This is a genomic window from Candidatus Nitrosopumilus sp. (genome assembly GCF_040878665.1).
GTDB lineage: Archaea > Thermoproteota > Nitrososphaeria > Nitrososphaerales > Nitrosopumilaceae > Nitrosopumilus.
The window spans coordinates 66,735-91,430 of sequence record NZ_JBBDLU010000007.1; the positions used below are offsets into that span (position 1 = coordinate 66,735).

Consider the following 24,696-nt stretch of genomic DNA (forward strand, 5'->3'; position numbering starts at 1 on the left):
GATTATTTTATTTTTTTATTTAATTCAGTGATGAATTTTTTTATTTGAGGTTTTGGAACTACTGCACCACATGCTTTATCATGTCCGCCACCAGAACCACCAAGACTAGTTGCCAAAATATTTACAATTTTTCCCAAATGAACCTTACAATTTTTAGAACCTCTAACTGAAACAGCGTAAATACCATGATCAACACGTTCTTTGTATGCAACACCAACATCCTTTCCAGATAATCCCATGACAAAGTTAACTGCACCACTAGCGCCGGCATCCAGAATTTCCATATAGCCCAGATTCTGCATAGTCTTCATCCCTTTCTTTACTTTAGCAATCATCTGAGATAATTTTTCTACTTGAATTTGTGCAAATTCATAGGTATTTGGAATATCATGTGGGAATTTAGAATCAGATAATTCTTCAACCAAGTATAGTAAGTAATCAGGTTCTTTTTGATGTCCTACAATATTGTATGTAAGGACAGTTGCACTGATCAAAGCAAATTGTCGGTCATAAATTTGAAGTAATTTTGAACCAATTGGTCTATCTTCCATATAATCAGTAATGGCAGCACATGTTGCAACAAATGATGCATGATCACTTAATTTTGATTTGTAAGCATTGTAAACTTGAACCGTAGTGCACTCATTGATATCATGAATCACTTTCACCTTGATTTTCTCTAATGACGTTATAACATTAGGATCCATATCATGATGATCAATGTAAGTAACTGAAACTTTATTTTTTCTCAAAGTTGTTAAAATATCAACAAATTCATCCTGGGTTTTTTTGCTTAAACCTAAATCACATATGAAAAGAGATTTTAGTTTTTCATCTAAAACTATTTGATTAAGTGCTTCCATTTGACCAGGATAGTCTACAAGTATAGCATCACCGCCAAAAGCTTGACGTATTAATGCCGCAGAACTAATTCCATCGCAGTCTTCTTTATGAGAAATACAAATTACCTTAGTTCGCTGAGATTTGATTGATTTTTTTGGAGATATTTTAGTAGATTTTTTAGTTATTTTTTTAGCGGTTGGTTTTTTTGTTGTTTTTTTAACAGCAGTTTTAGAGATTTTTTTAGTTGTAGATTTAGTTTTAGATAATGCCAATACAAATTAAAAAATTAGACGCCCTCATTTAAAGTAAGAAAGCATCTAGGATTTTTTAGAAGATTTTTTGATATTTCGGTTTACCAATGAGCTAGAATCAAGAAATACGTCGTAAAATGATAATCCTTCCATTTGAGTTTGATAATCAATTTCTTGAATTTTCATTAATTCTTCAGAAGATGCATTTAGAACCAGATCATCTAATTTTTGCAAATGTTCGCGCTCTTTAGGAGTCATTAGTTTTTGATTAAAAATTCTCATTTATGATCGAAAGTTGGTAGATTAGACTAAATACGTTGCAAAATGTTTACAAAATTTACCAAATTTCATTTTTAGACTATAAAAAAATACAGAATTTTTAGATTTTGGTTCGAATCTATTTAGACTATTCTTATTGGTTTTAAAATACGACCCGCCACATCACATTTCAGTGAATATAAACTACAATGACATTAACAGCAGAAATGATCCTTACCAGTTATTTTTTGATAACGTCAAGAGACTGCAAGAAAGTACAAAAAATTACTGGCGATTTCTAAGATCTATTCCAGATCAAGTGTATGAGAAAAAATCAGATCTCAAAAGCATTGTAAAATATTTTATTTGTGGGGTAAAAAAGAATATAGAAAAGGCATTAAAAAGAACATACACATTTTTTAATCAATTATCAACTGAGGCTTTTTCTAAATCATAATCCGAAGGTTTTGCTTTTATTGAAGAAATTGAAACAAGAACCTCATCAAATTTTTTGTTGGGAATCCATACTCTACTTTTATCTTCATCCATCTCAATGATTGTTTTTGTTAAACCTAGTTTGAAGATGGTGCCTTTATGATTTTCAATTTTGATCTTGGCGCCAACATGAATATTGGTACTCAAAGCTATGCTTATGCCAGATGCTGCGTTTTGTAATTTGTTTAGATATACAAATGCTGCAAAAATTAGTATTGCGCTCAGAGATGTCACTGTCTCTAACGCATATGTTAGAAGATCAAAATTTATTGAAAGATAAACACCTTCTGCGATAACTACTAACAATATTATAACGACTAGGGCTTTGTAGGAACCATCCAATGTTTTAAACTTGTAATGATCAATAATTTTTGCAGATATTATTACTCCAATCGTTATTACAACAGAGATTATTGCATAGATTTCTGAAGCCATCAAAACATCATAAATATTTTTTATTGCAAGAAATTTTCTACATTTTCTAAGGATGAGAATTCTCTTGAACCTATGTAATCAGGGCGCGGATCTAATCCACAAAATGGAGCCGTTAGTTGATTTTGAACACTGTTGAATACAAAAAATACATTACTTCTAGGATATGGGGAAATATTTCCATTGGAACCATGCATGATATTGCAATCAAAAAATATGACAGAACCTGCATCACCTTTGGCTGAAACAATCCCTCCTTTTTCTACCATTTTTTCAAGAATTTTCTTATCTGGCGTGCCCACCTCCTGTCTTTTGAGAGATTGTTTGTAATGTTGGTCAGGAGTGGTACCTGAGCATGAAACAAACTCATCATGTGATCCCGGAATGACCATCAAAGGTCCATTAAATTCATAATTTTTTGTCAGGCTAATAGAGCACGATACAGCACGCATGTTTGGCATACCATCTTCAGAATGCCAAGTCTCAAAATCAGAGTGCCAGTAAAACTCTTTTCCATCAAATCCTGGTTTGAGATTTACTCTTGATTGATGGATGTAGACTTTACTTCCCAAGAGGTGTTGAGCTACATCTACAATTCTCTTGTCTCTACAAAGCCTGCCAAAAAGTTTACTTAATCTATGAATTTCAAATATGGAACGTACATCTTTTTTTGTTTCTTCTAGAATAAACTGTGGAAATTCTTTTTTTGAATTATCTTTAGATAAAGATTTGATCTCATCAAGTAATATTGATACTTCCTTTGATGAAAAGAGATTATCAAATATAAGATACCCATTTTTCTTAAAAAAGTTCTCTTGTTTTTCAGTTAATGATGAAAAGGAACCAGAGTAAACTACAGGATCAGTTCTAGGAATAATTTTTGATTTGGAATTAATCCGTGTTGGATAAAAATCATATTCTGAATCAATTTGAGACATTTTATTTCTCCATTAGTAATGGATAAACCCCTTGACTGTCATGAGTTTCAGGACCTAAAAGTGGAGGATTGAAAATACAAATCATTTTCATTTTTGAAAATGCTCTTAGTTTGTGTTTATCATGTTTGTCTAAGGCATAAATTGTTCCAGGAAAAATATTGTGTTTAGCACCATCTTCTTCTTCAATCTCTCCTGTACCTTCTATACAATATACTGCTTCGAGATGGTTTTTGTACCAAATTTTAGTTTCGGTTCCAGGATGTACGATTGTTTGGTGGAATGAAAACCCCATATTGTCATCTTTTAGCAACAATCTTGTACTTGACCAATTGTTAGAATCAACTTGTCTTTCGGTGCCATGCAAAGAATTGATATTTCGTATAATCATTTATGCACGGGCCTCTACAGTTAATTTTTTGTCAAAATCTGATTCTTGTAAAACTTCAACGATGCTTTTTTCCAAAATATCCAATCCTTTGGTTAATTCAATCTCAGAAATATTTAGGGGTGGAAGAAGTTTTACTACCTGATCATCTGACCCACAGGTCTCCAATATCAATCCATTTTCAAAACATTTTTGCCTAATTTCGCTAGCCAAACTAGCTAATATGCAATCAATTCCACAGATCATTCCCTTTCCACGTACTTGAATGTCTGAAGATGAAAACTTTGAAGATATTTTCTCTAATCTGTTTTTGAGAATATCTGATTTCAAGATGATCTGTTTCTCTAATTCATATGTGGTCCAATATTGCTCAATTGCAGCTTTTGCAGTAACAAATGCCATGTTGTTTCCTCTAAACGTTCCATTATGTTCACCAGGCTTCCATTTGTCTAATTCTGGTTTTAACAACAATAGTGAAAATGGTAACCCAAAACCACTTAATGATTTGGACAGTGTTACAAGATCTGGTTCAATTCCCATTCCTTCAAAACTGAAAAAGCTTCCTGTCCTTCCACATCCAACTTGAATATCATCAACAATTATCAAAATTCCAAATTCTTGACACACCTCTTGTAAAGATTGAAGCCATTTTGAGCTTGCGATGTTGATTCCTCCTTCTCCTTGAACTGTCTCCAATATCACAGCTGCAGGAAGATCAATACCACTACTGTTGTCTTCTAGTAATCGTCTGAAATAATCAATCGTGTTGACTTTATTTCCCATGTATCCATCATATGGCATAAATATCACTTCGTTAAGTGAAACTCCTGCACCTCCTCTATGATGACTGTTTCCTGTAGCTGCAATAGCACCTAATGTTACTCCATGAAAACCATTTGTAAAAGAAATTATTTTTGTTCTTCCAGTAACTTTTCTAGCAATTTTAAGTGCAGCTTCAACAGCATTAGTTCCTGTAGGACCAGTAAACTGAACTTTGTAATTTAAGTTTCTGGGAGAAAGAATATTTTTTGAAAAAACATTTAGAAAATCTTCTTTGGATTCTGTTGCAAGATCCAAACTGTGTGTAATTCCATCTTGGTTAAGATATTCAATTATTTCATTTTTCAAAATGGGGTTGTTATGGCCATAATTTAATGAGCCAGCTCCGCAAAGAAAATCTAAATACATTTTTCCATTATTGTCAATTAGATAAGAGCCCTTTGCTTTTTCAAACATTACAGGATATGCTCTACAATAGGATCTGACTTCAGACTCTAGAGAATTGATCTGTTTCAAGATATTACCTCCAAAATCTTTTTTTGAATGGGACCAATCCTTATGAGATTTTCAGGCTCATGTCCATCTTCCAAAACATCAATTGAAAACAATGGGCGTGTCACTAGTTTTGCCCTTGCCTGATCTGCAAAATTCTGTAGGAATTTTAAAGATGGATGGTTTGACGGAGTAACTGTGGCTTCTACGAATTTAACCAAAGAGTCCATATCTGAAAGCGTTTGGAAAACCATTTTTTTTGCAACTCCTTCATTCCTAAATCTATTATCTACTGCCACCTGCCAAACAAACAAAGTGTTAGGATCTTTTGGAGAAATGAATCCTGAAAGAAATCCTATAATTTCCGAATTATGTTCAGCGACACAGCAAGTCTTTGAAAATTGATGACACAGTAAGACGTAAAGATATTTTGAATTCTCATCAAGGGGTTTGTTATTTTTTACAAGTTCCCAAATTTTTTGGGCGTCATCAATTACTGGTTCTCGGTATGTAATAGAAGTCATGCTTACACTATTATTTTTATTGCATTTCCTTGAGACAAAACATCAATTTCTTCTAGTCTTTTGTCTGCTATGTTGCTTGCTTCTTGTGGGACCCCGATGAAAAAAGGTAAACGTTCTCCTTCAGAGGGACCTTTACCCATCATTAGTTTTGATAATGTTGAGACTTTTTGTTTAGTTAAATCTGAAGAAATTGTTTGGGAGTCTACTACAATCCCAATATGATAAAGAAGTTTTTCAGGATTCCAACCAATAACGTCAGGTTCAAAACCTTGAATATTATTAGGATTGTCAAATCCAATACAATTTGCTTGAAGAACTTGTATTCCATCTTTTTCAAAATTTTCAGTTAAATTTTTTACCATCTTTTCAGTTGTAACCATGAAATAACTTTCAAAAAGAAGTGACTTAATCTTTTGTAAGCTAATGTGTTGAAATTAAGCTCAAATTCTAAAACAATTAGTTAGATTTTCTATTTTTGTATATTTATTACAAATGTTTTGACAACAAGTTTCTTTTTCCCATTTTAACAAAATCTTCAAGAGATTTCAGAAGATTTTTTCATCGTTCTCTTTGCTTCTCATCACATCTTGTTTCAAAAAAACAAATTTTGGAGATTGTCTATACAGAGTGCAGAACAGTAATTTCACCATTAAATTTTTTTACAAATGCAAGCCCATAATCAAATGTCTTTTTCTTAATATTTTCAGCAACATATACCACAACTATACTTTTTGGCATCATTTTGTTCTGGGAATAACTTTACTTCCGCCATTATTTTCTTTTATCAGATTTGGATTTCTAGGATGAATTTGGATCATTTCTTCACTAAATTTGTGATTAGGTATTATTACTCGTATTCCATCTTCAGTAATTGCAGTTATTTTTGTCAAATGTAAGCCTGTGATGTTGCATTTTATATAATCAAATTCTATCGTATCGCCTACATTAATTTGTGAACTTAAAAAAATACTTATGCCAGAAATTGTATTTTTTAGTTGATTTTGTGTTGCTATTCCAACAACTACCGCGGCTGCACCAATTGAAGTGATCATTTCTAAAGCCAAGGTAAACAAACCAAAAGTAGTTCCCAGATACACCATTTCGCCTAAGGTAATAAAGATCAGAATCATTCCCAATAGTTTGTCAGATCCCTGAAGATCTTGTAATTTTACATTTACTACATATCTTGTAATAAAATAAAATACAACAGTAATTACTAACGACAATATCGCAAATAATAATTCAGGCAATTTATCTAAATAAATCCCCTTCATAAAATTCAGCAATACTATCTTTAATTATTATAAAGGAGTTTTTTTTAAAATTATATGATTCGGTGAAATTAGATTTAATCATTCTAAGATCAATTGATGCATCGTCTTTTAGTAAAACATAGCGACGAGGAATAGAATTATCAACACGTTTCCACTGTTCATCTAGTTTGCATATATCAAATAGTTTCTTCATTGGAAAATTTCTATGCGTTAGATTATTTGTTTTCATCGTGATTTCATCTATCAGCATTTACGGTTTTAAATCGTTTTTTGTATTCTTTTATCAATAGTTTTGGAAAAGGAGTATATTCTAAATTTTCAAATAGTGTTTTGAGTTGGGAATCAGAAATAGAACACAAATAGTTTTTGATAGTTTCTTCACATGAAACATATGACTTTTTAGGATCAAAAAAATTTTCCATGTTTTGATTTTAACGTTTTAAGGATATAGGATCTTGTAAGCTTTGAACTTGATTTTCATCTCATTCTTTTAATTTAAATTCCTTGAAAGAGTCTGAAATATTCCAACAGTGCTTAAAGTAATCCAAACACCACTCCCGAAATGCGTCATCTTGACTAAAAAACATAGAACGGAGGTCTGGCTTTCCTGTCAAATCAGGAAACATTAATCCAGCATATTTTTCATTTAAAATGACTGAAACTTGAACTGATTTTATCATTCTTCTTTCAATTTTATCAGATTCCAATAAATTATAGAATCCAGATTTTTCTAGGAGTTGTTTTCTGCCCTTTGGTATTGAAGCATCTTCAGAGATAATATGACGATATTTTGTTCCACGTTTTACACGTTTAATCATCAATTCGATAAGATCTAGAGGAGTTTCATACAAAATATTGAAGATGTGATCATCAGCAGTTTGATAGATTTTCTTCCAAGTCTCTAACACCTTTGACACACCGATTATTTCCTCAGAATTACTCAAATCACCAATACGTCGTAAAAATTTAGGAGGAATGTTTCCAAAATCATGGGATTTAAAATATTTTTTGTGTTGAGAAAGATAAGAAAATGAATGAATTTGGGTGCAGATGGCTTTACCAAAAGTGGTTAGTGCGTAATAGTTGTTTACCTGTTTAATAATTAACCCAGAATTTGACATACGTTCAAAATTTCTATGAATTTCTTGTGGCGTTACATTGAATTTTTTGGAAAGAGTAGTTAATCTTGATGGTTTTTGAATTAGATCAAATAATATTTTAAGTCTAACTTCACTTGCAAGTTCCAAAAATTCTGCCGATGTGTCTTCAAAATTTATCATAGTTTGAATTATTTAAACCCATTAAAAGCAGTTGTGATCGATATTAAAAATTTGAAGATGTTTCAATACAAAAGTTCATTCAAATGCCCATTTTTTACCATATCTAAAACAAATGATTCTATTTTTGTAATTCCACATCGTGGAAATTGTTTTTGCAGATTTTTTTGGTTTTTAATAATTATGGTATCATCAAAAACATAAACACTCATCTTATTGTCAAACATTTTTTGATAAGAGTGATTTTGATGCATCATGCAAAGTAAGAACACATCGTACATTAGATAGAGGACGTATACTAGTCAAAACAAGTTTATTTACATCATCAGGAGACAATTTTTCAGTTTTTACAACGCAATCATATGCACCTGTTACAGGGATGACTTCCTTTACTCCTAGGAATTTTCGAATGGTGTCTGCAATCTCAACATTTGTACGAGGTGTATACGAAAGAAGCAAATAGGAAGTCCCCATAAAATATTTTGATAAAAATCACTTTTATGACTTCGTAAGCTATTTCATTTAATTTCAAGTAGTTTGTTGATTATTTGTTATAGGCCACACCATAGTAGTATAGACATGACAGAAAATCGAGATCTAGAAGAGTATGAAATAAAAAGATTGGAGAAATGGCGTATAGGTAGAAAGAATTTTCCTTAAATTTTTAAAACATTTAGAAATGTACGATTAATTTATTCAAATTATTGTCAAAGCACCAAATCATGGGTGTTGTTACCTTATCGGTTGTTCGTGCATGAAATCTATTCACAAGCAACCTGCAACATAATAGCATCCAATTAACTATTAATAAAAAACACAAATGTTAAGTCGTCATTAGAAAATTTAGATTGAAAAGAAAAAAAGAGGTTATGTGACTACTATACTGCCTTGCATCCAAGGATGAACAAGACAAAAGTAATCATATTCAAACGCAAGATCAAACATAAGAGAATATGTATCATTAGGCATCATCAACCCACTGTCAAACAATCCATTAGAACCGTTTTGTGGACTTCCAGAAGTAACAGTATGAGCAATATTGTCATGATTTATCCATATTACTTCACCGCCAGTTGACAAAATAGTAACTGCTGGAAGAAAACATGTGTTGGATTCTTCACATCCAGGAAAACTAGTTTCTGGAGGAATACTAACAAGTTCAAGTAACTTGCCGTTACCCTGTTTTACTACTTTTGGAACAGTTGGTAAATCATCCTCAATTACATCTGTGGTTTTATCTAATGCACCATACAGAGAGTCAGATTCTTCAATTATAGTATCAGCAGTATCTAATACATCAGATGTAAGATCTTGCACGGTGTCTGGAATATTTTCCAATTCTGAAGCTGTTCGATCAATGACCTGCTCTCCTTGAGCAGAAATTGAGCCGTCATTTATAGCACTTATACCACTAACGAGCACAAGAGCAATTGCAGTTACAGCAACAGACATTACAATTCCAAATTTGTCGTTTTGATTTTTCATTACAATGTTTTATTCCGGATTACATTTGACATTATGTATGCAAAAATGACAAGATTATCTTTTCAAGCTTATTTTCATAGAGAAAGCTTACAAGAATCTATGTAAGTTCAAACACAATATCAACTATGCAAGTAAAACAATCCACATCTTGGCATGATTTAAAATGTAAGTATTTCCACAATATGATGACATTAAAATCAGCAATTGAAGTAACACAAAACTCCATTTTAGAAATGAACAGAATATATTCCGAAGTAATAAAAAAAGCAGGAAAAACAAATCCCAACACTATGAAGATTTTTGCAAATTCCTGGATCAAGAAAACAAATATGGATCATATGAAAGATTTTCCAAACATGAAGGAAGAATATGAAAAAATCTTAGATTATCCATCAGAAAAAAACCTTCAAGATTTTGGATTCAACATCCAACAAAAATTATATAACAATGCCATAATCAAACTTGACACATATCAGATTTCCATGAATGCATTTTATGACACATGGGAGGAAATGTGGCCAGAAAAATCACAGAGTAATTAGATCTTATTACATGACCAAGATAACTAGGAAAAAAATTGAAAAATGTGATGAGTTTTGTGAAAAGATTTTACAAAATAAAAATATTCGATATATTTGTATATTGAACAAAATGGGGAATTTAATTATAGAGAAAAAACAAAACAGAACAAAATTTTTACTCCCAGATAAAAAATCAAGAGAACTATACTTGAAATTAAAACTGGAATCAGCTTTGATCAAAGATTTGGATGATGAATTAGGTCAGTTAGAATTTGTTGTTGCGTATAGAAAAAAAATTCAAATGATCAGCATTCCAATTTATGGAAATTTGATAATGGTTTCAGCTAAAAAACATGCAAATTCCCATTTAATTGCCAATACAACATTGGATTTGTTTAGAAGAATTATCAATTAATGAAAGAACCAACCACCGTTAAGATAATTCAATTCACTTTCATACAAAGGATCATGAGACAGTATTTGAAAAATTATTCGTGGTAATAATCTCAAATTACGCACAAAAAATTAATGACAGATTTAAACTGAATACTAAACTTCATAGACACGACTAGGGTTAAAATATAATAAAAGAATTATCATAGGCTCATCATGGAGACCAAAAATATCGGCTTACGTGGAATTGAGGTTGCAGATACTAGGATTTCCAATATTGATGGCGAACGAGGCCGATTGATTTATCGTGGATATGACATTTTAGATCTTACAAAAAATTCAACGTTTGAAGAGACTGCATTTCTGCTTCTATATGATGAGTTACCAACAAGACCACAATTAGATGAATTTAATGCTAAACTAGTTGATGCCCGATTCATCCCAAAACAAATGCAAAAAAATATGGGAAATTGGAGAAAAGATGCAGACCCCATGGACATGCTACAGGCATTTGTAGCAGCACTTGCAGGATATTATGATGAAGAATTTGCAAACAAGGATGCAAGTTACGATAAGGCAATTAACATCATTGCCAAAGTTCCCACAATCATTGCAAGTTGGAATAGAATTAGAAATGGTTTAGACATTGTTGATCCTGATGCATCATTGAGTCATGCAGCAAATTTCCTATACATGATGTCAGGTGAAAAACCAGATTCAGAAGTTGAGAGAATATTTGATGTTTGTTTAATACTTCATGCAGATCATACATTTAATGCGTCAACATTTACAGCAAGACAAGTTGCGTCTACTAGAGCACATATGTATTCAGCATGCAGTGCAGCAATCGGAGCACTAAGTGGTGAACTACATGGAGGCGCCAATACAGAAGTAATGAAGATGTTACTAGATATCGAAAATATAGAAAAAGCTGAAGAATGGGTCAAAGAAAGAATTACAAAAGGAGAAAGAATCATGGGAATGGGCCATGCAGTGTACAAAACATATGACCCAAGAGCACAAGTTCTAAAGGAACTATCAAGAAAACTTGCAGAAAAAACCAAGGATCCATGGTTTGCAATAACAGAAAAAGTGGAGACGGTAACTATTGCAGAGATGAAATCACAGAAAGATAGAGAAATCTATCCAAATGTAGATTTGTACAGTGCATCATTATACTATATGTTAAAAATTCCAATGGATCTCAACACACCAATCTTTGCAATTTCAAGAGTTGTGGGATGGACAGCTCACATCATTGAAGAAAAGTTTGCAGAAGCAGCACCAAAGCCTGCATTATATAGACCAAAAGCAACCTATGTTGGGAAATATTGCGGTCCTGAAGGCTGTGAATACAAAACACTTGATTTGAGAAAATAATTTTTAATTTCTTGTACTAAGCCATTCTTTAGCTTTAGAATTGACATCGTGTTTATACAATACTTCAAAAACCATGTCATAGAAAGTGATTCCTTTTTTCTGTGCCTGATCATCTAACCACTTTATTCCATCTGCTAATTCTGGATCATATTCAGAGAATTCTACTAACTCATCTACCATTTTTGAGAAGAATGTGTGCGATTCAAGCATGAATACACCTTTCAATCTTTGATCATAAGTGGAAGATTCAAAATATATAGACAAAAGACCCCTTTTTGGTTGACAATTGGACCATGTTTTGTATTCAGATGGGAATACAGAGAAAATCACATGGGTCATTCGAACTGGAGATTCCAAAATTAGTCAAATGAGAACTCATGTTGATTTGTATAAAGATAAAATCACAGCATTACAATCAAAATACATATCATTACACATAGGTTTGTTTTGGGGAATAGGTGTATTTTTAATTAAAAATGAAGATACAATCAAAATTAAATTAGATGAAAAAAGCATGTTTGATCAACTCACAACTGATTTAGAAATAAATGATAGACTCATAGAGGACCGCATACAGTTTATCAGACAATTAATAAAACAAAGGAAATTGAAAATTCAATTTGAATTAATTGATACATGTGAAAATTTAGCCAAAGAAAATATTTAATGCAAAAGAGATTAAGACCAAAAACGATTAGTTACTTGGTGACATCTCATTTGCAGTTTGTAATTCTATTATATCATAGGTTGATAAAAGAAATATTTGTTCAACATCATTGACAACACTAAATGTTCAATTAGAGCGATCATGTGAGATTTTCAAGAGATTGTTGTGATTTTTGCAAATATTTCAAAAATATTGGAAATTATACATTTCAAAAAGAACAATCATAAGAAAATCCAAAAAATGGTAATTGAGTCCAGAAGCCAACGGTAATTGAACGTGAATATGACGATTAGATTTATTTAGCATGCAACAAGTCATGGATCAATTATGGCAGGCATAGACAAAGCAGCGATAGTATTCTCAATGGCAATTGCACTAATAGGTGTAGGAATTGCTGTTGCAGGAAATTCTATTGATTATTCTCCATCTGTCTCGACTCCAACTGTTTCAACTGAAATGGTAAAGCCAACAACACAAGCAGATCCATTTGCAGATATTGCAAATAAAGTTAAAGAAGGAGCTCCAACAAAAACACTGAAAAGTGGTTGGGAAAGAGCAACCTCTGAAACTGATCCTGGTGTTGGACATGAGACACACCAACTTGCAGTGCTTTTAGCTCCAAGTGACAAGGTATACTCAGGTACACTCAATTATGATGCATCTGAAAATATTCAACTTGTTGTATTACACGGACCTTTAGCTGTTGGTGAAGATGCAGGACAAGCAACATGGACTCCTGATGGAAAAACAAAGTTTGCATTAACATTTGTTGATCCAAAGAATTCTAAAGGCAAATGGGAATTTGCCGGAAATGCTTTAGCAGTACATACAATGAATACAGAACCATTCACAGTGGATTACAAAGTAGACTATACTGAAAAACAAATGTCAGATACTGTAGTGACTGGTACAACCACGTCAGTACAAGATCCAGGTTTGGGTCATGAATCACATCAAATTGCAGTGCTTTTAGCACCATCAAGCGATGTATATTCAGGAATTCTTTCATACTCTGCTTCTGAAAATATTCAACTAGTCTCACTAAGAGGACCAATTAGTGCTGATGAAAAACCAGCAGCTACTTGGACACCAGATGGTGAAACAATCTTTGAATTGACATTTGTTGATCCAAATAATACGATGGGTTCATGGGAATTCTCAGGTAATGCTTTAGCAGTTCACACAAAGAACACAAATCAATTTACTGTCAGTTATTCTGTAAGTGCAACTGCAACTGCAGGAAAAACTATGGAACTTGAAGAAGAGATCAGCATGGAGGAAACACATGAAAAAACACATGATGAAACCATGATGAAAAAACCAGCAGGACCAACAACACACAATGTTGACATGCCAGCAGGAACTTCGACTCCAGGATGTGAAAGCAACAACACATGTTTCATACCAGCAGACATCACAATCAATGCTGGAGATACAGTGAATTGGATAAATGTAGACACAGCAGCACATACAGTAACTAGTGGTAGTCCATCTGATGGACCATCTGGCGTATTTGATAGCAGTCTAGTCATGGGAGGTGCATCTTATGCATTTACTTTTAATGACAAAGGCAGTTTCGATTACTTTTGCATGGTGCACCCATGGATGACTGGTAGTGTTACAGTGAACTAACCAAAAACTTTCCTTTTTTCTTATTTTATTTGATTTTTCCTGATTGTTCTATTGTATGCAACTCCAAATCTATGAGTTTCATCTCGCAGATATTGTAATATTTTCAAAGAGAGGTTATTTTTAGGAATTACTATAGGATTCTTATGTTTTGGAATATACACTTCTTCGTTTTCTTTTGCCAATGAAATACACGGCAAGATTAATCCAAGCGATGTAAGGGATTTCATAGCAGCGTTAAGTTGACCCTTACCACCATCAATTACTATTAGATCAGGAAGTTTGGAATTTTCTTCTAATAATCTATAGTATCGTCTTTTAATAATTTCACCAATCATTGCAAAATCATCACGTCCAGATACAGTTTTGATTTTGAATTTTCTATATCCAGATTTGTCAGGAATCCCACTCACAAATCTAGACATTGATCCAACAGCAAAATCGGTACCATGGTTTGATATATCAAAACATTCGATAACATTAGGCAGTATAGAGAGATTGAGAATTTCTTTTAGTTCAACTAATCCAGGATTGCCGCCTGTTGAATGAATGAGATCAATATTTTTCAAAATAAGATCAATGATATCTTTTTTCTTTCCTTTTGTTGGAACTAGAATTTGAACATTAAATCCTGATTGTTCTGAAAGTAAAGATTCCAATAATTTTTGATTTTCTGGTAGTTCGCTTACTAGAATGAATTTTGGTATTTTATGAGTAGAATAATACTGAAATAAAAAATTAGAAAATGAATTGTCACCTACCAAATCAAAAAAGAATTTGTCACTATCTCTAATCACACCATTAATCATTCTAAAATTCATCACAGTTGCAGAGTGTTCCTGAATTCCTATACCAAAATACTCCTCATCAGAATTTTCAACATACTCCATTTTTTGTTTGGTTTGTAGACTACCAAGTCTAACTAATGTATCACGAATATCTTTTGCACGCTCAAATTGCTGTAGTTTTGCAGCTTGATGCATTTCTTCTTCTAGTTTTTTTGTAAAAATTTTGGTCTGATTTTTACCTTTGAGAACATCTTCTAAAGATGCAATATGATTAGAGTACATTTCTTGTGCATCTTTGAATTCACATGGACCTTCACAATTCCCCAGATGGTATTCCAAGCAGACTTTTTTTGGCAGAGTTTTACAAATTCGAATTTGAAATGATTTTCTCAAAGTGCCAATTGTAAGTAATTTAGAACTGCCTTGTGTGAAAGGACCAAAAGTTTTACCTTTACCTAAAAATTTTCCATCGCGAGTTCTTCTTGCAACTAGTAGACGAGGATATTGTTCATCAGTAATTCTCAGATACGTATATCGTTGTTGATCTTTTAATTCAATGTTGAATCTAGGACGGTATTTTTTTATCATGTTTGATTCTAAAAGAAAAGCTTCACTTTCATTATCAGTTAAAACAAATTCAATATCAGAAATTTTTTGTACTAGTTTTTGAGTTTTGAAGTTTTGATTTTTATTAAAGTATGATTTTACACGATTTTTCAAGTTCTTGGCTTTACCAATATAGATAATGTTTCCATCGAGATCTTTCATCAAGTAAATTCCAGGATTTGTAGGAACTTGAATTTTAGAAATATCAAAAGTCATTGTTTTAGTAATTTCTTTAAATATTTTCCAGTGTAACTTCCAGGAGATGTTGCAAGAGTCTGAGGGGTGCCAACAGATACAATTTGGCCGCCTTCATCGCCACCTTCAGGTCCAAGATCAATTAACCAATCAGAATTTTTAATGACATCCATATTATGTTCAATTACGACTACAGTGTTTCCTAGATTCACCAATCGATTAAGAACATCTAGTAGTTTTTGAACATCTGCAAAATGCAAGCCCGTAGTAGGCTCATCTAAAATGTATAAAGTCTTTCCAGTACCACGTTTAGATAGTTCAGATGCCAGCTTTACTCTCTGAGCTTCACCACCGGATAATGTAGTAGAAGACTGACCTAATTTGATGTATTCCAATCCAACATCATAAACTGTCTGTAATTTTCGTTGTATTGCAGGTACATTCTCAAAGAAATTTAATGCTTCATAAACAGTCATGTCTAAAATATCTGAAATGTTTTTTCCCTTGTACAACACTGATAGTGTTTCAGAATTGTATCTTTTTCCTTTACATTCATCGCATCTTACATAAACATCAGAAAGAAATTGCATTTCAATTTGTTTAACACCGTCACCATCACATGCAAAGCATCTACCATCGGCAACGTTAAATGAAAATTGTCCAGGTGTATATCCGCGCTCTTTTGATAAAGCAGTATTAGCATAAAGATCTCTAATAGGAGTGAATGCACCAATGTAAGTTGCAGGATTAGAACGTGGGGTTCTACCAATAGGAGATTGATCAATGGCAATAACTTTATCAATGTTTTCCAAGCCAGAAATACTACCATGAGTTCCAGGTCGTACGTTTGATTTGTAAAAATGATTTTCTAAGGATTTAAGCAAAATATCATTAATCAACGTAGATTTACCAGAACCAGAAACGCCAGTTACAGATACAAACAATCCTAATGGAATTTCAACATCAATATCTTTAAGATTGTTTTCTGATGCTTTTTTTATAATTAATGAACCAGAGCGATTACGAATTTTATCTTTCAAATTAATTAAAGAGTTATCCTTCAAATAACTTCCAGTTACAGACTTGTTTCCTCTAAGAATTTGATTTACTGTCCCTTCAAAAACTACATTTCCACCATGAACCCCAGCACCAGGACCTAAATCTATTATCCAGTCTGAATTTCGTATAACTTCTTCGTCATGCTCCACTACAATGACAGAATTTCCCAGATCTCGTAGTTTATTGAGCGTTTTAATGAGTCTTGCATTATCACGTTGATGTAAACCAATTGTGGGCTCATCTAAAACATACAAAACACCTGTAAGATTAGAACCAATTTGAGTTGCCAATCTGATTCTCTGAGATTCGCCTCCAGACAACGTAGAACTAAGGCGATTTAATGAAAGATAATTTAACCCAACGTTCATTAAAAATTCAAGACGTTCTTTGATTTCTTTTAGAACGTCTCTTGCAATGTATTGTTCATTTTCAGTTAATTTCAGTGTAGAGAAAAAATCATAACAATGATCAATTGATAAATCACAAACATCCATTATTCCTTTTTCATTAATTTTCACTGCAAGTGATTCAGGTTTTAATTTTTTGCCATTACATATGGTACATGGAGTATCCCTCATGAATTGTTTTAACCATTCTCGTTTTGATTCAGAGTCAGTCTCCATAAATGTACGTTGTAGATTTCCTAAAACACCTTCAAACGTATTAGTGGATTGCCATGATGAATCGCCTGATTTTGAACGATATGTAAAATCAATTAAATCATCTGTGCCATACAAAATAATTTGAAGATGTTTAGGTTTTATCTTGTCAAAAGGCGTCATCAAATCAAAACCAAACTTTTTTCCAACAGCACGTAATGCTTGACGTCTAAATGCAGAAAAGCGTCCACTCCAAGGAACTATTGCACCATCCAAAATAGATTTTGTTTTATCAGGAATCACCAAATCGGCATCAAACTCCATTTTGACACCTAATCCATTACATGTTTTACACATGCCAAATGGCGAATTAAACGAAAAAGATCTTGGCTCCAGTTCACCTATAGTTAGTCCACAATAAGGACAGGCATTATTTTGAGAGAAAATTTTTTCGGATTTTTCAGTGCCAATCATAACATCGCCTTTTGATGCTTTGATTGCAGTTTGAATTGCTTCAAAAAGTCGAGAACGTTCTGATTTTTCAGTTGTGATTCTGTCAACTACAATCTCAATATTGTGCCATTTTTGCCTATCAAGGGGGGGGATCTCCTCATCTAGGCTCAGAATTTCTCCATTTAGTCTAATTCTAGAATAGCCATCTTTTTTGATTTGTTCAAAAAGTTTCTCATATGTTCCCTTTTTTCGCTGAATAATAGGAGCTAAAACGAGAATTTTTTCTCCTAAAAAATCTTTGAGAACGGAATCACATATTCGCTCTATAGATTGTGTAGATACTTTGCGTCCGCAGTTAGTACAATATGGAATCCCAATTCGAGCATATAACAATCTCATGTAATCATAAATTTCAGTAGTGGTTCCAACAGTAGAACGCGGATTTTTACTTGTGGTTTTTTGTTGAATCGATATTGCAGGAGACAAACCTTCAATGGAATCAACATCAGGCTTATCCATCATTTCTAGAAACTGACGAGCATAAGCTGAAAGAGATTCAACATAGCGTCTCTGACCTTCAGCATAAATTGTATCAAAAGCCAAAGTAGACTTTCCAGATCCTGATAAACCACTAATAACTACTAGTTTGTTTTTTGGAATATCAATATCTAAATTTTTTAAATTGTGATGTCTTGCGCCACGAATTTTTAATTTATTTTCTACCATTTTTGAATTCAATCTCCTTTTCTATTCGTTTTATTTTGTCTCTGCATTCTATTGCACGTTCAAAATCTAAATCCTCAGAATATTTTTTCATTTGTGCATCTAATTCAATGATATCAGTTGTAAGATCATGTAATGATTTTAACTTAGAGTCATCTAAAACAGTTTCTTGCTCTGGTACTAATTTTATAATAGTTCTGGGAATAATGTTGTGCTCTTTGTTGTACTGTGTTTGTTTCTCGCGACGACGTATTGTTTCATCCATGGCATTTTTCATAGATTGTGTGGTATTGTCAGCATACATAATTACAGTTCCATTTACATTTCGTGCTGCTCTGCCACAGGTTTGAATTAAACTGGTAAAATTTCTTAAAAATCCCTCCTTGTCTGCATCCAAAATTGCAACTAGTGATACTTCAGGGATATCCAACCCTTCTCTTAAAAGATTAATGCCAACTAGAACATCAAATTCTCCAAGACGTAGTTGTCTAATAATTTCAGTTCTTTGTAACCCGTCAATCTCTGAATGCATGTAGCGTACTCGAACTTGTTTTTTTGAGAGATATTCTGCCAAATCTTCAGCCATTCGTTTAGTAAGAGTAGTGACTAAAACACGCTCAGAATTTGCACGTCTTTTATCAATTTCTTTAATCAAATCATCCATCTGATTTTTTGTTGGTCTAATTTCGACTTTAGGATCAAGAAGACCAGTAGGCCTTACAAGTTGCTCAGCAATTTGAGAAGATATTTTTTTTTCATATTCAGAAGGAGTTGCAGAGACAAAAATGGTATTTTTGAGATATTCTTCAAATTCTTCAAACTTTAATGGACGGTTATCAAACGCACTTGGCAATCTAAATCCATATGTCACCAGTTCATTTTTTCGTGAATGATCGCCTTTGTACATTCCATGAAGTTGTGGTAAAGTAACATGAGATTCATCAATTACCAAAAGATAATCATCACCAAAAAAATCCATTAGACAAAATGCCTTTTCCCCAGACTTTCTACCATCAAAATGCCTAGAATAGTTCTCAATACCAGAACAATATCCTAATTCTTCTATCATTTCTAAATCATAATTTGTTCTCATCTCTAGTCTTTGTTTTTCAAGTTCATTTAATTCAGGTAAACGTGATTGTAATTCCTCTCTAATAGATTTGACAGCATTTTCTCTAACATCTTTTGCGATAAGATAGTGTTTTGCTGGAAAAATTTTCATTTGTGTTAATTTCTTTTTTTCTTTTAATGAAACAGGATCAAGAACGATAATTTTTTCTATTTCATCTCCAAACATAGAGATTCTTATCAAATCTTCAGAGTATGCAGGAGTAATATCTATAGTATCACCTTTGACACGAAAATTTCCAGGTGCGACCGCAATGTCATTTCGCTCATAGCGTGCATCTATGAAACGTCGGATAATCTCTGTTCGTTTTATTTCATCACCTGTACTAACTGTGATGGCCAAATCTTCCCAATCCTTAGGATTTCCCAGAGAATAGATGCAAGATACAGTAGATACGATAATTGTAGGTTCACCTGAAAGCAGCATTGCAGTTGCCTCTAATCTTAATTTTTCAATTTTTTCATTAATTTGTGTGTCTTTTTCTATGTAAGTATCTGTTTGAGGCAAGTAACTCTCAGGCTGGTAATAATCATAGTAAGATACAAAATAACCGACATTGTTTTTTGGAAAGAATTGTTTTAATTCTGAATAAAGTTGTGCTGCAAGAGTTTTGTTGTGAGAAATCACCAGGGTGTTCTTACCAGTTCTTTGGATTACATTTGCAATAGAAAATGTCTTTCCACTTCCAGTTACCCCCAATAAAGTTTGAACTGTTCCTTTTTTGACACCTTCAACTAGTGCATCTATAGCCTGAGGCTGATCCCCAGTAGGGACATAATCAGATGCTAGTTCAAATTCAGGTATTTGTTCCAATAGAAACAATTCCTAAAAACTGAACTTATAGCTAACGTTTGTCAAATAAATACAAAGAGTCAAGAGCGTTTCAAATTTGGGAAATAAAATATTATGATAAATACTAAAAAATGAAAAGGACATTGTATTAATCATGGATAAGGATCTGAAAAAAGAGCTTCGAGAGACAGAGCAAGAAATTATGATTAATTTAAAATTAAAAACAGATGCATTTTTAAAAAAACTCAAAGAACATTCAAAAAGTGATAAAGTTTCGATGTAAAGTTAAGGAAAAAAATTAACAAATACCAACTAAAATCACCAAACAGGCTCATCAGTCATTTTTAATCCCATAGGAGTTACCTCAAAGCCCATGATTTTCAAAGTTTGAATCGCAGACGCAGAATTTCTTTCTAGAATTTTCTGAGCTAAATCTATTCTATCATCAGGTCTCATGTGTTGTCCAATCTTGTATTTTCCATGAATTGTTTGTGGGATTATCTTAATCACACTAACTGCATCTAATACACGCATGTTAGATTGAATTGGGTCGTATTGTCCTTCAGGCTGATATTTCTCCATCAATCCATTTAATGCAAGTGTTTTTTCTTCCCTATCTGAAACAAAAAACCCCATCCCCTTTATCACCACACTGATGTACAATGTATCAGCAAGTGATGCATTGTGTGGGTCTTCAAAATAAGAAGGTAAGAATTCCAATTCACGATCTGCCTCAAAACCAACTTTGTTGTTTCTGGAAATATTATCTAATTTTTCACCCTTCACATGAGAATGCATGTAAACTGCATCATTTAGAAATACAAAGTTCATAGGAATGATTTGTGGAAAGCCATTTGGGTCAATACTAGAGACGCGTCCCACATGCTCTTCATTTAGAAATTCTTTAATTTTTTCATATGATCTAATCTGAAGAACTCCTGTTAGTTGCACAAACTGATTCAACGAAATAATATTATAAATCCAGATCATGAATATTCCTAAAATACAAGAAGAATGAAAACAAATTATGAATGATCCGTATCTGAATGAGTTACGGGATGAGTTTGAAGGATATTCAAATCAGTTAAAAAAATTAAAAAAGAAGCTATTGAAGACAAATTCTACAGAATTACAAGCAAAAATAATCAAACAAATTGATTCAATAGCAAACAAGATGGAAGCAAATCAAAAACAATCAATCAAAGTTACAAAATCCAGAATCAAGGAATTAAAAACAAAATCAAGAAAATAGGGCTATTCTTCATCATCTAATTCTTTTGCTAATGCTTGTACTTCTAAAATTTTATAGGCTAATTCAGAGTGTTCGGATTTTAATTCGGTGTTCATGTAATATATCACAAAAATAATGAAAAGGGACAAACCTTAGAAAAATTGACTTTTGAAATTCAAATAATTCATTAAAGTAAATTGCTAAATCTAGGACAAAATCAACACAGACATGAGTGAAATTGACGAAGAGTATGAAGAATCTACAAAACAAGTACTAGTGCTTTTAGAAGAATGGGGATCAAAATCGAAATTCATCTGGTTTAGAGAACTACATAGAATCACAGATATCGATAAAGGCATACTTCGTAACATTCTCAATGAATTAAAAAAATCAAAAGAAATTCAAGATATGCATGGTACAAACAATAGAATATTTTTTTGTCTCAAAAAATATTATGTGAAATGTAGAGACGTGGAATTTAGATTCAAAGGAAAAGAAATCATGTTAAGAGATGGAAGTAAAACAAAAATTATTCAAGGATCAACAAATGCAACAGAACGTACAAGAAAAAGATTGGAAAAACAAAAAAACAAACGTAGAGCAAAATCATTTACAAAAGGAAAAAACAAAAGACCACACAAGTCATAATTAAAAAGAATCTTCAGCTTGTCTACGTGTGAAATTTGATTCTGCGCGTTTAATTTTTGCAGTATTTGATACATCATCTGCCATATCATACAAATTATGAAGCTCCATGTTAGGAACTAGTTCGTCTTCTTGTTCATCATCTAAAGCAAATTCAAGATTTGCCAAAATTTCGACATTTTCTTCTAAGATGTCAAGACATTTTTTAACAGATTCAGGAAGATCTTCATCCATAGAATATCTAATAGCAGGTATAGTAAATGATTTACTGTATGTTATAGGTTAGAACGTCCTATTGTTTGGCTTTTTCTCTGAGTGCAGGCATTACATGGCTTGCAAATTTATCAATAGAACCAAAGTAGTTCTTACCCCAGAATCTAATTACAAAGTGATTTACACCCGCATCCATGAATCGTTCAAATGTTGGGATAATATCTTCAGGAGTACCAACTGCAGTAGATGAACGAGCAATTTTATCAGGAATTTTTGTTGCAGCTTCCCTCATCTTGACAATCCAACTTTGATCAGACATTGAATATTCTGTAAAGTATTTTACAAAGTCAAACCCTTCAATTTCTTTTAATCCATGAACTCTCAAAACTTCAGGCTTGAACAAACTAACTTTTACTGCTTCCTTCATTTTTGCCCAGGATTCTTCTGCATCCTCAGAAAAGTATACATCGATATCAAGAGCATATTGGAAATTGTCTTTTTCTTCTTGTGTTCTGTTATTTTTATTCATAGAATCTTTAATTTGAGCAGCGTGATCTTCGAAAAGTTCCGGAGTGTAACCGATTGGTAACCAGCCGTCACCCAGTTTTCCAGTTAATTCAAGAGTTCGTTTACCACCTGCTGCCATGTATGTTGGAGGACGGGGTTTTCTAATTGGAGGTGCCTGTAAACATGCACCTTCAAGTTTGTAATATTTCCCTTCATAATCTACAGTGTTATCAGGGGTTGATTTGTACAATGTATGAATAACTTCAATTTGCTCTTCCCATTTTGAAACTGGTTTTTCAAATGGAATGCAAAATTCTTTTAGGTTTTGTGCTTCACCTGCACCGATACCAAGTATTGCTCTGCCTTTAGAAATTCGATCAAGTGTAATTGCAGCTAGTGCGATATTTGATGGATGTCTTCTAATTGCATCAGTCACACAAGTTCCCAATTCAACATTATTTGTAACTGCGGCGATTGCAGATAACATAACCCATGGATCCAATACAGTTGCATTTTTCCACTGTGGTACATTGGTGTGGTCCATATAGAAAATAGAATCATAGCCAGTTTTATCGGCTAACATACATGCAGTTAGAATTTGATCTTCAGTATAACCGGCTCTTGCAACGTTTAATCCATTTTGAATACCAAATTTCAGTTTATTGTCAGTCACGTACATTAGCGTCAGAGTATTAGAATAAAAAGTTTAATCAAGCTGCCAATTTCGCAGTTTCTCAAGAAAAATGAAAAAAGGTAAAAAATATTGAATTTTTTACAAATTACCTGCTTTGATATCTTCAAGACATTTTACGACATCATCTTTTGATATTGGAATTGGATTTGGATCCAAATGTCCTCTATCAGTCATAACAGTATCAGCAGCTTCTGAAACATCAGCTTTGAGTTCTAGTTTATCAAAACCAAGTTTGTTCATAGCTTCCTTGAATCTATCATAGAAGATTGACTTGTTGTGCTTGTGTGCAACTGTAGTACAAGATGAAAGAGAATAACCGTGTGGCACTCCTTCGTTTGAGAAAACATAGGACAAAGCATGTCCGAGTGTTGTTGAGCAATTTCCAAATCCCATTCCAGATAACATTGAACCATAAGGATAGTTTTCTGGTTTGCCATTCATAATTGCATCATAAAGAATCTCAAATGCTTGTTTACATAGGGTTCTTGTCAAGTCATTACCGAGTTTGCTATCATATCCTTCGGTAGCTTGAGCACATGCATCACAGACAGAATTTTTGATGACTTGTTCTGGAGTGCCATCCATAAAGTATGAATCCACTACTGCCATGTCAGCCAAAAATCTATCTTCGCGCAACAATTTCTTTTTACCATCAAATTTCAGAACACAATAAGTTGTCATTTCAGCTCCAGTTCCAAATGTTGTTGGAATTAAGATCTTTTCTTTTTTCATCTCAGGTGCAGCATATTTTACTACATCCATTGAACTTCCACCACCCAATCCAATTAGAACAGAGGGGTTTTTGTCTTTAAACTGTGAAATGACAGAAGTGACATCGTCAATTGATGGCTCAGGTTTTACTTGATCGTACAACATGTAATCCGTGATTCCCATTCTTGCAATCCATTTGTCAGAAAGTTCTGGCGGAACGGTTGTGACAATTAGGGCATTTTTTGGATACTCTGTTTCACCAAGTGCATTTTCTCCAAAGTTGATAACTTTTGGAATGCGTACTGTTTGCATAAATCAAAGACATTG

General features: G+C 33.0%; 31 protein-coding genes. 8 read left to right on the plus strand and 23 right to left on the minus strand.

Annotation, left to right across the window (positions count from 1 at the left end):
- Positions 1-2: 2 nt before the first annotated feature.
- From WDZ98_RS06705 to WDZ98_RS06775, 15 genes are all read right to left on the minus strand, one after another.
- Positions 3-1,115 (minus strand): DHHA1 domain-containing protein, encoded by a 1,113-nt coding sequence (locus tag WDZ98_RS06705; RefSeq protein ID WP_368059970.1) that lies wholly within the window; start codon positions 1,113-1,115, stop codon positions 3-5.
- A 45-nt stretch (positions 1,116-1,160) separates the two neighbouring features.
- Complete coding sequence (locus WDZ98_RS06710; RefSeq protein ID WP_368059968.1) at positions 1,161-1,352, minus strand: hypothetical protein; 192 nt, start codon at positions 1,350-1,352, stop codon at positions 1,161-1,163.
- 423 nt (positions 1,353-1,775) lie between these two features.
- Positions 1,776-2,282, minus strand: a complete 507-nt coding sequence (locus WDZ98_RS06715) for a mechanosensitive ion channel domain-containing protein (protein WP_368059966.1) — start codon at positions 2,280-2,282, stop codon at positions 1,776-1,778.
- Positions 2,283-2,302: 20 nt separating this feature from the next.
- The gene (thpD, locus tag WDZ98_RS06720) at positions 2,303-3,217 is read right to left on the minus strand and encodes an ectoine hydroxylase (protein WP_368059964.1); all 915 of its coding nucleotides are present in this window, start codon (positions 3,215-3,217) and stop codon (positions 2,303-2,305) included.
- 1 nt (position 3,218) lies between these two features.
- The gene (locus WDZ98_RS06725) at positions 3,219-3,605 is read right to left on the minus strand and encodes an ectoine synthase (protein WP_368059962.1); all 387 of its coding nucleotides are present in this window, start codon (positions 3,603-3,605) and stop codon (positions 3,219-3,221) included.
- Positions 3,606-4,898, minus strand: a complete 1,293-nt coding sequence (gene ectB / locus WDZ98_RS06730) for a diaminobutyrate--2-oxoglutarate transaminase (protein WP_368059960.1) — start codon at positions 4,896-4,898, stop codon at positions 3,606-3,608.
- A complete protein-coding gene (gene ectA / locus WDZ98_RS06735) occupies positions 4,895-5,398 on the minus strand; it encodes a diaminobutyrate acetyltransferase (protein ID WP_368059958.1) in 504 nt (167 codons plus the stop codon). Before ectA ends, ectB begins: the two co-directional genes overlap by 4 nt.
- Positions 5,399-5,400: 2 nt before the next feature.
- Positions 5,401-5,778, minus strand: coding sequence for a hypothetical protein (locus WDZ98_RS06740; RefSeq protein WP_368059956.1), 378 nt, complete (start codon positions 5,776-5,778; stop codon positions 5,401-5,403).
- A 238-nt stretch (positions 5,779-6,016) separates the two neighbouring features.
- Positions 6,017-6,139: a hypothetical protein gene (locus tag WDZ98_RS06745; protein ID WP_368059954.1), complete on the minus strand. Its 123-nt coding sequence runs from the start codon at positions 6,137-6,139 to the stop codon at positions 6,017-6,019.
- Entirely contained in the window at positions 6,136-6,648 is a 513-nt protein-coding gene (locus WDZ98_RS06750) for a mechanosensitive ion channel domain-containing protein (RefSeq protein WP_368059952.1), read from the minus strand. Before WDZ98_RS06750 ends, WDZ98_RS06745 begins: the two co-directional genes overlap by 4 nt.
- 1 nt (position 6,649) lies before the next feature.
- Positions 6,650-6,901, minus strand: a complete 252-nt coding sequence (locus WDZ98_RS06755) for a hypothetical protein (RefSeq protein WP_368059950.1) — start codon at positions 6,899-6,901, stop codon at positions 6,650-6,652.
- A gap of 7 nt (positions 6,902-6,908) precedes the next feature.
- Positions 6,909-7,094, minus strand: a complete 186-nt coding sequence (locus WDZ98_RS06760; protein WP_368059948.1) for a hypothetical protein — start codon at positions 7,092-7,094, stop codon at positions 6,909-6,911.
- A 60-nt stretch (positions 7,095-7,154) separates the two neighbouring features.
- The gene (locus WDZ98_RS06765; protein ID WP_368059946.1) at positions 7,155-7,952 is read right to left on the minus strand and encodes a helix-turn-helix transcriptional regulator; all 798 of its coding nucleotides are present in this window, start codon (positions 7,950-7,952) and stop codon (positions 7,155-7,157) included.
- A gap of 216 nt (positions 7,953-8,168) precedes the next feature.
- Positions 8,169-8,423 carry a hypothetical protein gene (locus tag WDZ98_RS06770; protein ID WP_368059944.1) on the minus strand — a complete coding sequence of 85 codons (255 nt, stop codon included), beginning with the start codon at positions 8,421-8,423 and terminating at the stop codon, positions 8,169-8,171.
- Between the two features lie 393 nt (positions 8,424-8,816).
- Positions 8,817-9,434, minus strand: a complete 618-nt coding sequence (locus tag WDZ98_RS06775; protein WP_368059942.1) for a hypothetical protein — start codon at positions 9,432-9,434, stop codon at positions 8,817-8,819.
- A 185-nt stretch (positions 9,435-9,619) separates the two neighbouring features.
- Here WDZ98_RS06775 and WDZ98_RS06780 point away from each other — a divergent pair, with 185 nt between their 5' ends.
- The 3 genes from WDZ98_RS06780 to WDZ98_RS06790 all read left to right on the plus strand — a co-directional run bounded on the left by WDZ98_RS06780 (position 9,620) and on the right by WDZ98_RS06790 (position 11,728).
- The gene (locus WDZ98_RS06780) at positions 9,620-9,976 is read left to right on the plus strand and encodes a hypothetical protein (RefSeq protein WP_368059940.1); all 357 of its coding nucleotides are present in this window, start codon (positions 9,620-9,622) and stop codon (positions 9,974-9,976) included.
- 10 nt (positions 9,977-9,986) lie between these two features.
- Entirely contained in the window at positions 9,987-10,370 is a 384-nt protein-coding gene (locus WDZ98_RS06785) for a DUF6659 family protein (protein WP_368059938.1), read from the plus strand.
- A gap of 194 nt (positions 10,371-10,564) precedes the next feature.
- A complete protein-coding gene (locus tag WDZ98_RS06790; protein ID WP_368059936.1) occupies positions 10,565-11,728 on the plus strand; it encodes a citrate synthase in 1,164 nt (387 codons plus the stop codon).
- 3 nt (positions 11,729-11,731) lie between these two features.
- Here the strand turns inward: WDZ98_RS06790 and WDZ98_RS06795 are convergent, their stop codons facing one another.
- The gene (locus WDZ98_RS06795; protein WP_368059934.1) at positions 11,732-11,938 is read right to left on the minus strand and encodes a hypothetical protein; all 207 of its coding nucleotides are present in this window, start codon (positions 11,936-11,938) and stop codon (positions 11,732-11,734) included.
- A gap of 76 nt (positions 11,939-12,014) precedes the next feature.
- Between WDZ98_RS06795 and WDZ98_RS06800 the strand changes: the two genes are divergently transcribed.
- A complete protein-coding gene (locus WDZ98_RS06800; RefSeq protein WP_368059932.1) occupies positions 12,015-12,395 on the plus strand; it encodes a hypothetical protein in 381 nt (126 codons plus the stop codon).
- Between the two features lie 327 nt (positions 12,396-12,722).
- Positions 12,723-14,027: a plastocyanin/azurin family copper-binding protein gene (locus WDZ98_RS06805; RefSeq protein ID WP_368059930.1), complete on the plus strand. Its 1,305-nt coding sequence runs from the start codon at positions 12,723-12,725 to the stop codon at positions 14,025-14,027.
- Positions 14,028-14,047: 20 nt separating this feature from the next.
- Here the strand turns inward: WDZ98_RS06805 and uvrC are convergent, their stop codons facing one another.
- The 3 genes from uvrC to uvrB are packed head-to-tail and all read right to left on the minus strand — an operon-like array spanning position 14,048 to position 20,389.
- On the minus strand, positions 14,048-15,634 hold the full coding sequence (gene uvrC, locus WDZ98_RS06810; RefSeq protein ID WP_368059928.1) for an excinuclease ABC subunit UvrC: 1,587 nt from the start codon (positions 15,632-15,634) through the stop codon (positions 14,048-14,050).
- Entirely contained in the window at positions 15,631-18,450 is a 2,820-nt protein-coding gene (gene uvrA, locus WDZ98_RS06815) for an excinuclease ABC subunit UvrA (protein WP_368059926.1), read from the minus strand. The genes uvrC and uvrA overlap by 4 nt, the downstream gene beginning before the upstream one ends.
- Entirely contained in the window at positions 18,437-20,389 is a 1,953-nt protein-coding gene (gene uvrB, locus WDZ98_RS06820; RefSeq protein ID WP_368059924.1) for an excinuclease ABC subunit UvrB, read from the minus strand. The genes uvrA and uvrB overlap by 14 nt, the downstream gene beginning before the upstream one ends.
- A 133-nt stretch (positions 20,390-20,522) precedes the next feature.
- On the opposite strand from uvrB, the gene WDZ98_RS06825 reads away from it, so the two are divergent.
- Positions 20,523-20,651 carry a hypothetical protein gene (locus tag WDZ98_RS06825; protein ID WP_368059922.1) on the plus strand — a complete coding sequence of 43 codons (129 nt, stop codon included), beginning with the start codon at positions 20,523-20,525 and terminating at the stop codon, positions 20,649-20,651.
- Positions 20,652-20,686: 35 nt separating this feature from the next.
- Here the strand turns inward: WDZ98_RS06825 and WDZ98_RS06830 are convergent, their stop codons facing one another.
- Entirely contained in the window at positions 20,687-21,319 is a 633-nt protein-coding gene (locus WDZ98_RS06830; protein WP_368059920.1) for a pyridoxamine 5'-phosphate oxidase family protein, read from the minus strand.
- A gap of 76 nt (positions 21,320-21,395) precedes the next feature.
- Here WDZ98_RS06830 and WDZ98_RS06835 point away from each other — a divergent pair, with 76 nt between their 5' ends.
- A complete protein-coding gene (locus tag WDZ98_RS06835; RefSeq protein WP_368059918.1) occupies positions 21,396-21,620 on the plus strand; it encodes a hypothetical protein in 225 nt (74 codons plus the stop codon).
- A 207-nt stretch (positions 21,621-21,827) separates the two neighbouring features.
- Positions 21,828-22,247 carry a hypothetical protein gene (locus tag WDZ98_RS06840; RefSeq protein WP_368059916.1) on the plus strand — a complete coding sequence of 140 codons (420 nt, stop codon included), beginning with the start codon at positions 21,828-21,830 and terminating at the stop codon, positions 22,245-22,247.
- On the opposite strand, the gene WDZ98_RS06845 is transcribed toward WDZ98_RS06840, so the two are convergent.
- The 3 genes from WDZ98_RS06845 to WDZ98_RS06855 all read right to left on the minus strand — a co-directional run bounded on the left by WDZ98_RS06845 (position 22,248) and on the right by WDZ98_RS06855 (position 24,681).
- Positions 22,248-22,478 carry a hypothetical protein gene (locus tag WDZ98_RS06845; protein ID WP_368059914.1) on the minus strand — a complete coding sequence of 77 codons (231 nt, stop codon included), beginning with the start codon at positions 22,476-22,478 and terminating at the stop codon, positions 22,248-22,250.
- Positions 22,479-22,536: 58 nt separating this feature from the next.
- A complete protein-coding gene (locus WDZ98_RS06850) occupies positions 22,537-23,643 on the minus strand; it encodes an LLM class flavin-dependent oxidoreductase (protein ID WP_368059912.1) in 1,107 nt (368 codons plus the stop codon).
- 93 nt (positions 23,644-23,736) lie between these two features.
- Complete coding sequence (locus WDZ98_RS06855) at positions 23,737-24,681, minus strand: iron-containing alcohol dehydrogenase (RefSeq protein ID WP_368059910.1); 945 nt, start codon at positions 24,679-24,681, stop codon at positions 23,737-23,739.
- Positions 24,682-24,696 lie beyond the last annotated feature (15 nt).

Bases quoted from the DNA above. Each gene is read 5' to 3' on its own strand.
- WDZ98_RS06785 (WP_368059938.1), top strand. From the start codon at position 9,987: ATGACCAAGATAACTAGGAAAAAAATTGAAAAATGTGATGAGTTTTGT.
- WDZ98_RS06760 (WP_368059948.1), bottom strand. From the start codon at position 7,094: ATGGAAAATTTTTTTGATCCTAAAAAGTCATATGTTTCATGTGAAGAA.
- WDZ98_RS06755 (WP_368059950.1), bottom strand. From the start codon at position 6,901: ATGAAAACAAATAATCTAACGCATAGAAATTTTCCAATGAAGAAACTA.
- WDZ98_RS06740 (WP_368059956.1), bottom strand. From the start codon at position 5,778: ATGGTTACAACTGAAAAGATGGTAAAAAATTTAACTGAAAATTTTGAA.
- WDZ98_RS06770 (WP_368059944.1), bottom strand. From the start codon at position 8,423: ATGGGGACTTCCTATTTGCTTCTTTCGTATACACCTCGTACAAATGTT.
- WDZ98_RS06765 (WP_368059946.1), bottom strand. From the start codon at position 7,952: ATGATAAATTTTGAAGACACATCGGCAGAATTTTTGGAACTTGCAAGT.
- uvrC (WP_368059928.1), bottom strand. From the start codon at position 15,634: ATGACTTTTGATATTTCTAAAATTCAAGTTCCTACAAATCCTGGAATT.
- WDZ98_RS06825 (WP_368059922.1), top strand. From the start codon at position 20,523: ATGGATAAGGATCTGAAAAAAGAGCTTCGAGAGACAGAGCAAGAAATT.
- WDZ98_RS06775 (WP_368059942.1), bottom strand. From the start codon at position 9,434: ATGAAAAATCAAAACGACAAATTTGGAATTGTAATGTCTGTTGCTGTA.
- WDZ98_RS06850 (WP_368059912.1), bottom strand. From the start codon at position 23,643: ATGTACGTGACTGACAATAAACTGAAATTTGGTATTCAAAATGGATTA.
- WDZ98_RS06805 (WP_368059930.1), top strand. From the start codon at position 12,723: ATGGCAGGCATAGACAAAGCAGCGATAGTATTCTCAATGGCAATTGCA.
- WDZ98_RS06840 (WP_368059916.1), top strand. From the start codon at position 21,828: ATGAGTGAAATTGACGAAGAGTATGAAGAATCTACAAAACAAGTACTA.
- WDZ98_RS06715 (WP_368059966.1), bottom strand. From the start codon at position 2,282: ATGGCTTCAGAAATCTATGCAATAATCTCTGTTGTAATAACGATTGGA.
- ectA (WP_368059958.1), bottom strand. From the start codon at position 5,398: ATGACTTCTATTACATACCGAGAACCAGTAATTGATGACGCCCAAAAA.
- WDZ98_RS06745 (WP_368059954.1), bottom strand. From the start codon at position 6,139: ATGATGCCAAAAAGTATAGTTGTGGTATATGTTGCTGAAAATATTAAG.
- WDZ98_RS06710 (WP_368059968.1), bottom strand. From the start codon at position 1,352: ATGACTCCTAAAGAGCGCGAACATTTGCAAAAATTAGATGATCTGGTT.
- WDZ98_RS06855 (WP_368059910.1), bottom strand. From the start codon at position 24,681: ATGCAAACAGTACGCATTCCAAAAGTTATCAACTTTGGAGAAAATGCA.
- WDZ98_RS06725 (WP_368059962.1), bottom strand. From the start codon at position 3,605: ATGATTATACGAAATATCAATTCTTTGCATGGCACCGAAAGACAAGTT.
- thpD (WP_368059964.1), bottom strand. From the start codon at position 3,217: ATGTCTCAAATTGATTCAGAATATGATTTTTATCCAACACGGATTAAT.
- WDZ98_RS06845 (WP_368059914.1), bottom strand. From the start codon at position 22,478: ATGGATGAAGATCTTCCTGAATCTGTTAAAAAATGTCTTGACATCTTA.
- WDZ98_RS06780 (WP_368059940.1), top strand. From the start codon at position 9,620: ATGACATTAAAATCAGCAATTGAAGTAACACAAAACTCCATTTTAGAA.
- WDZ98_RS06795 (WP_368059934.1), bottom strand. From the start codon at position 11,938: ATGCTTGAATCGCACACATTCTTCTCAAAAATGGTAGATGAGTTAGTA.
- WDZ98_RS06790 (WP_368059936.1), top strand. From the start codon at position 10,565: ATGGAGACCAAAAATATCGGCTTACGTGGAATTGAGGTTGCAGATACT.
- WDZ98_RS06835 (WP_368059918.1), top strand. From the start codon at position 21,396: ATGAATGATCCGTATCTGAATGAGTTACGGGATGAGTTTGAAGGATAT.
- uvrA (WP_368059926.1), bottom strand. From the start codon at position 18,450: ATGGTAGAAAATAAATTAAAAATTCGTGGCGCAAGACATCACAATTTA.